The sequence below is a fragment of the Cypionkella psychrotolerans genome (assembly GCF_001294535.1).
GTDB lineage: Bacteria > Pseudomonadota > Alphaproteobacteria > Rhodobacterales > Rhodobacteraceae > Cypionkella > Cypionkella psychrotolerans.
The window spans coordinates 46,502-53,427 of record NZ_LGIC01000010.1 but is presented as its reverse complement, the minus strand read 5'-3'; the positions used below and the strand labels follow the sequence as shown (position 1 = coordinate 53,427).

Genomic DNA, 6,926 nt, shown 5'->3' with positions numbered 1-6,926 from the left:
CCATAGACCTCGCCGCTGTCATCCCAAGCCTGCTTCAACAGCACCGTTTGGCGCTGATCCTCCAGCGCACGCTGACAAAAAGGTTCACGCAGCCATGCATAGAAGCCGCTCGGATGAACGGCCAGCATCCGGCACATAGCCCTGACGGCAAAGATTGGCCGGTGTTCGGCGATAAACGCATACCTCACCGGGATTCCCTGGCGAAGTATGCGGTCGCCTTTTTTAGGATGTCCCGTTCCTCCGTGACCCGCAGCAGATCTCGCTTCAACCGGCGGATCTCATCAGCTTGCGCATCGACCTCTTGGATCACCTTTGCGGGCCGCGAAAACTGCTTCTGCCATGTGTAGATCGACTTGGTGCTGACCCCCAATCGCTCGGCCACCTCGCGCACCGGGTAGCCCCGATCCTCGACCTGTGCGACCGCATCGCGCTTGAACTCATCTGTGAATTTGTTCGTGGACATATCGTCCTCCTTGCTTCCAAAATTACCAAGCAAGGCGTCTACAAATCTAGGGGCTATTCAGGTCGAGGGAGTCCGTGATGGGGTCTTTGACATTCAGCAGGGGAAGACTACCGCCGCCGCGCGCCCGGTTCCCATCCACCCTTCCCTTCTCGAAATCATCAAACGCAGGACCGAGGGAAAGGGGCCAAAGGATTGGCTGTTCCACGAACTCACCAAAGAACGTGACGCGGGCGACATTCTAGGAAAGAGGTTCCGCCGCTACCGTGTCGCTCTGGGCGTTGATGATATGAGAGAAGGCAAGCGGCGGAGTCTTGTGACGTTCCATTCCGCCCGTCACTGGTTTGCATATAATGCCAGCATTTCGGGGCAGCATGAGAACACCATTGGCAGCGTGATCGGGCATCGTCCTGACAAAAAGAAGATCACATTTGGGGTTTACATCAAGGGTATCTCCGAGGAGCAAAGGCAGGCTTGTGTGGAGGCCGTTCAACTGCCCGCGCGCATCAAGGCGGCTTAACTAGAAAAACGCCCTCAGTCGATGAACCCATTGGCCTGTGCTTTTTCAGCTTCGGCCTTGGCAAGTCGATCAACTTCCCCGTTCATGACGTCCCCGGCGTGGCCTTTGACCCATTCCCAAGTGATGCTGCGGCCTTCGGAAAGCCGGATAAGTTCTTCCCATAGGTTGCGGTTCTCAACTGGCTTGCCCTTGGCTTTTTTCCAATCCTTCGCAATCCAGCCGGGAAGCCATTCCGTCATGCCCCGCACGATTATCAGGTTGTCGGTGCGAATGGTGATGAGCGCGGTTTCATCGGGTCGCAGGAAGCCCAGCGCCATGATGATGGCTGTCATTTCCATCCGCATGTTTGTCGTTGCTTTGTCGCCGCCGCTGATAGCGCGGTAATTAATCTGGTCCTTGCCGCTATATCGCCGCAGAGTCGCAGCCCAGCCACCGGGGCCGGGGTTCCCTAGGCAAGAGCCATCTGCGTAAATCAGTATGCTGGTCTGGCCCTTGGGCTGGTCACTGCATGGGGTTGGTGCCGCGCTGGGCTTGGTCATGGTCGTCAAGATTGTCATGGTGTTGGTCTTTCAGGTGTTTGTAAACGATGCCCCTCACGCCCCGTCAGCGGGTTGCTGGGGGCTGTTGCATCATGCTGGTGGGGGAAGGTTGCGCCGAAGCGCAGGGGCCGTCAGAAGCGGCGCAGGGTGGTCATTTTGACCATGTCAGGCTGACCAGCTAGGAGTCTAAAAGTCCCCGCTGGTAATGTCCGCTGGCTGCTCCTGTGGGTGTGCTAGCGATGGCAGTTCGGAGTTGTCGCTGAACTCGTCCTCATCGCAAAGACAACCGCCCGACACTGCCGCCTTGAACCGGGCTTGTCCGAGCGACCACCGCCAAGACTCCCCAAGTTCTGTCAGGGCGGGCCTCTGTCCATACTTGGCCTTGAACTGCATTTCGATCTCCTGTTGCGCTTTCATTAGGAATTTGATGCGCGCCTGTTTGACCGCATCACTGACGTTTTCGGGTTGCCCGTCTGGCTGATTGTCGCTGCGGTCCCGCCACCAGTTGCCGCATGGCGTTGCCCTCGCTGCAACCATGTCCGCCAACCGTTTCCGCATGTTGGTGACTGTGCCAGTGCTGACTGTTGCTGCCTGCACAATCTGCCGTTTCGATACGCCGCCTTCGATCACCAGCCCCCACGCATATTGAGTGCATTCGGCAGTGGTCCAAGGAAAGGTTGTCTTGGCGTTGTCCTTTGCGGCCTCCAAGCGGGCATCTTTACGGTCCCCGCGAAAGATCACCGCAGGGATGATGCTGACCCGATTGAAGCGGTAAGCCGCAACGCGGTGACGGCCATCAAGAATGATCAGCTTGCCCGTCCCCGGTTCGGCCCAGACCTTGATGGGGTCCAGATCACCGCAGTTGCGATGCGCGCGGGCAAGGTCGTGAACGTGGTTCTTGGCGGTTCCTAAGCGGGGCGTAAAGGCCGGGTCGTATGTGAGGCTGTCCAGCGTGAGCCTGATCACGGCTGGTTTGGCAGATAATAACGGCGTCTCGGGATGGTCGATTGCCGGAGCGTTGAGCTTGGTGGTGTCGTTCATGGGGTGGCCTTTCGGGCACGTGAAAAAGCCCCACCGGGTTGGGTGAGGCTGTGGGATGGTGTAAGGCGGGTTTGTATGGGCTAGAGTGTGGGTGATTACATAACACGAAGGCCGCACAAGGGATTGCTGAGGTGGTCCAAATTGTGGTCTATCGCGGAACTAGCACTTTACCTTGTCGGAGTTCGGAATGCCTTCCCGTTTGACCGCCATAGCCGCTCTTCTTGTCACGACACTATCCGCCGCACCCGCTTGTGCTGACACTCAGGCTGAGATTCGCAACATTCTTGGCGACATAGTCCTACTCGATGCGGCGCTCTTCACTGCGAACCGCGCGTTTCATAAGATGATTTGTCCACCTTATCGTTTCGAACTGCACGCCACGACAGTCTCGCGTTTGGAATACGGAGCACTGACCAGCAACGAGAAAGCTGAATACGAAGTAATGTTGAAAACACAGATGGAAGGAAACTTAGCTATCAAGCGAGAGCTAGTTACAGAAGCACAAGTGCGTGGGGTCTGCGGCGGACTTGGGGCTGCGATGGACGACTACATTTTGGCCTTCCACGACAAACACCCTGAACTATTCGATTAAACACGCCGCCCTCTGCCCGCTTTAACCGACACCCCCTCGCAACTTCACGCCGCCGATATTTCCACCGCCTCTAGCCGCTCAATAACTCGCATAACCTGCGATGCCGACCATGCCCCGCCCCGTGCCGTGGGGACTGCGTTGGAGTTCAGGGCATCAGCGATTTGCCTTAGGGTCTTTCCAGCGGCCCGCAAAGGTTGCACCAGATCGGCCACCTTAACGGCCCGCCCTTGGGCCTCTGCTTGCAGGGTATCGTTGCGCTTACCTGTTGCGTCTCTGAGGCCCCCCAGCTTGGTGCCTCTGGACTTGGCGACTGCCAGTGCTGCCTTGGTGCGCATGGATATGAAGTCACGCTCTTGTTCTGCCAGCATGGCATAGAGGTGGAGTTCAATCTTTGACGCGCGCGGGATTGAAGCAACGCGGAAAGAAACCTTGGGGTCTTCCATCAGGGTAGCAATGAAGGATAGGCGGCGGGATAGGCGGTCCAGCTTGGACACAAGTAGCGTGGCCCCGGTCTTGCGGCATATGTCCAGCGCCTTCACCAGTTCGGGGCGGTCATTGTCTTTGCCTGACTGAATATCGGTAAACTCTGCGACCACTTCAAAGGGCGTCTCCGCATAGGTGGTCAGGAATAGAGCGGTGTCACGTTCCTGCGCTTCAAGGCCCAGCCCGCTGTCGCCCTGTCCCTTGGTGCTGACCCGATAGTAGACGATGAATTGCTGCACAGCCCTGCCCCTCGCTTCTATGATCTTGAAACCATGTAAAGCAGGGCTGTTGCAAATGTCAACGGTCGTTGTGACCGTTACAGGCTATGTTTGGTGAACATCAGCGCGACCCCCGGCAGATCAATGATGATCTCCCCCGGTCCGGGTCTGGAAATGAGTTGAAGAGGCTTAACGGTTTCGCGCTGGGCGTAGAACTCAAAGCGACCCAAGCGAATGAAAACGGGAAAGCCACGGGCTTCAAAGGTCAATGTCATGGTGCATGTCTCCAAGGTGCGGCGCATCATCGCGCCTCCCAATGGTGAGTCACGCTGTAAACCCAGTCAACCCCTTGTTTTTATTCCACTTATGCACATTTCCCGCAAGTGGAACTATCATTGCCTCGTGAGGTGTTCCGTGGGCGGCATGGGGGGAACGCGCTGGGCCTCTTATACTATCTCTGGGTCTCACACTTGTGCGGTAAAATATTCCGTGGGTAGATACCCGCTTAAATAAATGGAGCAAAATGTTGAACCGGGAAAACATCATCGACAAGCTTAAGACTGTCTTTTTTGTGCTGCTTATACTTGGAACACCCCTCACCCTTACCGTGCTTTCAATATCTGGGGGTGGCTCAGGCGGTGTGACCGAACATTATTGGCGCGGCGCTGACTAGCGGCCCCTCTGAGGTTCCCTTAAAGGGCGTCGGTTGGTAGGAATAGTTGGTAGGAATGAATTGCCAACCACTCCCCAAAATCCCCGTAAACACCTGATTATTCAGGGAAATTACGGAAACTGTAAAAGAGTGGTGGCGAGAGAGAGACTTGAACTCTCGACCCCACGATTATGAGTCGTGTGCTCTAACCAACTGAGCTACCTCGCCACTGGCGCGGTGAGTAGTTTGGGGGGCGGGGGGCGTCAAGGGGTATTCTGGGGCAAAGTGTGGATTTTGGCGGGCTGCGCGCGGAATAACCGCCCAGACCTTGCTGGCAGCGAAAGCCGCCTGGATCAGCGGTCCCGCCGAGAAATTTCCCTTAGATTGCCGCTTCTTCCGGCACCGCATGCGCCACCCGCGGCCGCCCCGAAGCCGTCACCGAGATCGTCGCCTCGACAAACATCGGCTGACCTTCGACCGAGGCGGAGCGCAGATCGCGCGCGGTGGTGATGCGCAAATCCTCGGCACCTGCATGTTTGGCGCGGCGCACCGCTTCCAGTGTCAACGCCGCTTCGGTGGCAGCCATCGCGGTCTCCGGGTCGGTGAAGCTCAGCAAGCCTTCCGGCAAATGCGCGGTAAAGCGGCCAACGCCGGGGCTGGTGACAATCGCTGTCGCCCGCTGGCTGACTTGGCCGACCACAGCACCGATGGCATTGGCAACGCCTGCGTGTTCCGGCAGGATCATCTCGCAACCCAAACGCTTGCCGACCGCACCATAGTAATAGGGTGCCGAGGCACCAAGCCCGATCACAGGAACCCCCAGCCGCGCGGTGAATTCGATCACCCCACGATGCCGCCCCAAAGCCGCCCGCGTCAAAGCGTGCCGCGCCAGCACTTCCGGGCTTTCACCGGCAAAACCGGGGTCTTCATCAAACGCCGCTTCCAGCAAACATTCCACCGTCTGCGTGGTCAACTGATCGACAATGCCCTGCGCCAAGACCGCAGCATCGGTCGAGAACCGCTCGCCCGAGCCATTACGCCTGCGCCCCAGCAATTCCACCGCCTTCGCCGCAGCCAAGCCATCCCAAGCCTCTAGCCCACCGAGAACATGGCTGGCATCCGACGGCGTTACCCCCGCCATCATCACCAAGCCGCGCGCCACCAACCGCTCCAGCGCCGCAATCTCCAACCGAGTCGTCAACACTTGCGCCATCGGCATCGGCTGCGTGATCCGCGCGAGCACCGTCAATTCGCGCGCAGAAAGCCCCCCGGTCTGCCCCGCCATCGGCACCACAAACCGCCCATCCATCTCGCCCGCCTTGTCCGAGGACAAAGCCCGATCCAGCGCCGCATGCACCATCGCGCCATGCTCGGATGCCAGCAGCGACACCGGGATCAGACGGCGCGGGCCCAGCCGCATCCCGCCCGTCAGGCCTTCGGTGATCAAATGCACCTCGGAATCACCCCCGAGGCCGCTGGTCCGCATCGCCACAGCCTCGACCATAGTGCGAAAGCCGCCGACCCGCGCGCCTTGCGGGTCAATCTCGGGCAGGCCATCGCGCAACAGCGCCACGTCGGTGGTGGTGCCGCCAATATCTGAAACCAAAGCGTCCTTCGCCCCGGTCAGCCACCGTGCGCCGACAATCGAGGCCGCTGGCCCCGACAGGATCGTCTCAATCGGGCGCTCGCGCACCATCGCCGCCGAGATCAGCGCGCCATCGCCGCGCACCACCATCAGGGGGGCTGTGATGCCGATTTCCGCCAGATGCCGTTCACAGGCCGCCACCAGCCGGTCAATCATCCCGATCAGCCGCGCATTCAGCACCGCGGTCAGCGCCCGCTTCGGCCCGTTCAACTGCGCTGACAACTCATGCGAGCAGGTCACCGGGCGGCCCGTCACAGCCCGGATCAGATCACGGATCGCAATCTCATGCGCCGGATTGCGGGTGGCGAAGCGGGCGGCGACGGCAAAGCCCATCACCTGTGGGCCAAGTTCGCGCAACTGCGCCTCAAGCGCTGCCATATCCAGAGCGGCCAACTGCACCCCGGCATGGCTGTGCCCGCCTGCGATTTTGACCACCGGATCGCCCTTCAAGGCCTCAATCAGCCCGCCGCGCTCCAAATCGCCTTCGTCAAAGCCGACGAAGATCAGTGCCACCCGCTCGCCCTGCCCCTCAACCAAAGCATTGGTCGCCAAAGTCGTCGACAGCGACACCAAGGCCACGTCCGCAGCCGCCACCCCCGATTGCGCCAAAGCCGCATCCACCGCCCGGCCAATCCCTAAGGCCAAATCCGCCCGCGTGGTCAGTGATTTTGCCTTGCCGATCACCAGATCGGCGGCCTCATCAACGATCACCGCATCGGTGTAAGTGCCGCCCGTATCCACGCCCAGAAAATGCGCCATCTGACTTCCCGTTTGAT

At 59.3% G+C, this 6,926-nt stretch carries 7 protein-coding genes, 1 tRNA gene and 1 pseudogene; 2 read left to right on the top strand and 7 right to left on the bottom strand.

The window, feature by feature from the left end; all coding sequences use genetic code 11:
• Nucleotides 1-463: pseudogene (locus AKV04_RS26860) on the bottom strand (transposase); the annotation flags it as partial.
• Between AKV04_RS26860 and AKV04_RS02960 the strand changes: the two are divergent.
• Nucleotides 456-980 (top strand): site-specific integrase, encoded by a 525-nt coding sequence (locus AKV04_RS02960; RefSeq protein ID WP_054005001.1) that lies wholly within the window; start codon nt 456-458, stop codon nt 978-980. The pseudogene AKV04_RS26860 and the gene AKV04_RS02960 sit on opposite strands and share 8 nt — an antisense overlap.
• 14 nt (nt 981-994) lie before the next feature.
• Here the strand turns inward: AKV04_RS02960 and AKV04_RS02955 are convergent, their stop codons facing one another.
• Together AKV04_RS02955 and AKV04_RS02950 are read right to left on the bottom strand one after the other, a co-directional pair.
• The gene (locus AKV04_RS02955) at nt 995-1,519 is read right to left on the bottom strand and encodes a ribonuclease H family protein (RefSeq protein ID WP_054005007.1); all 525 of its coding nucleotides are present in this window, start codon (nt 1,517-1,519) and stop codon (nt 995-997) included.
• A gap of 186 nt (nt 1,520-1,705) precedes the next feature.
• Entirely contained in the window at nt 1,706-2,560 is an 855-nt protein-coding gene (locus AKV04_RS02950) for a ParB N-terminal domain-containing protein (protein WP_054005000.1), read from the bottom strand.
• 187 nt (nt 2,561-2,747) lie between these two features.
• On the opposite strand from AKV04_RS02950, the gene AKV04_RS02945 reads away from it, so the two are divergent.
• On the top strand, nt 2,748-3,152 hold the full coding sequence (locus AKV04_RS02945; RefSeq protein WP_156317325.1) for a hypothetical protein: 405 nt from the start codon (nt 2,748-2,750) through the stop codon (nt 3,150-3,152).
• A gap of 44 nt (nt 3,153-3,196) precedes the next feature.
• On the opposite strand, the gene AKV04_RS02940 is transcribed toward AKV04_RS02945, so the two are convergent.
• The 4 genes from AKV04_RS02940 to AKV04_RS02925 form a co-directional block, all read right to left on the bottom strand.
• Entirely contained in the window at nt 3,197-3,874 is a 678-nt protein-coding gene (locus AKV04_RS02940) for a recombinase family protein (RefSeq protein WP_054004998.1), read from the bottom strand.
• Between the two features lie 77 nt (nt 3,875-3,951).
• A complete protein-coding gene (locus AKV04_RS02935; protein WP_156317324.1) occupies nt 3,952-4,128 on the bottom strand; it encodes a hypothetical protein in 177 nt (58 codons plus the stop codon).
• Between the two features lie 528 nt (nt 4,129-4,656).
• Nucleotides 4,657-4,733 (bottom strand) — tRNA-Met (locus AKV04_RS02930).
• Nucleotides 4,734-4,884: 151 nt separating this feature from the next.
• On the bottom strand, nt 4,885-6,909 hold the full coding sequence (locus AKV04_RS02925; protein WP_054004996.1) for a hydantoinase/oxoprolinase N-terminal domain-containing protein: 2,025 nt from the start codon (nt 6,907-6,909) through the stop codon (nt 4,885-4,887).
• Nucleotides 6,910-6,926: the final 17 nt, after the last annotated feature.

What these genes read in the sequence shown, in the direction of transcription:
- AKV04_RS02955 (WP_054005007.1), bottom strand. Translation starts at nt 1,519, where the DNA reads ATGACCAAGCCCAGCGCGGCACCAACCCCATGCAGTGACCAGCCCAAG.
- AKV04_RS02950 (WP_054005000.1), bottom strand. Translation starts at nt 2,560, where the DNA reads ATGAACGACACCACCAAGCTCAACGCTCCGGCAATCGACCATCCCGAG.
- AKV04_RS02945 (WP_156317325.1), top strand. Translation starts at nt 2,748, where the DNA reads ATGCCTTCCCGTTTGACCGCCATAGCCGCTCTTCTTGTCACGACACTA.
- AKV04_RS02935 (WP_156317324.1), bottom strand. Translation starts at nt 4,128, where the DNA reads ATGACATTGACCTTTGAAGCCCGTGGCTTTCCCGTTTTCATTCGCTTG.
- AKV04_RS02925 (WP_054004996.1), bottom strand. Translation starts at nt 6,909, where the DNA reads ATGGCGCATTTTCTGGGCGTGGATACGGGCGGCACTTACACCGATGCG.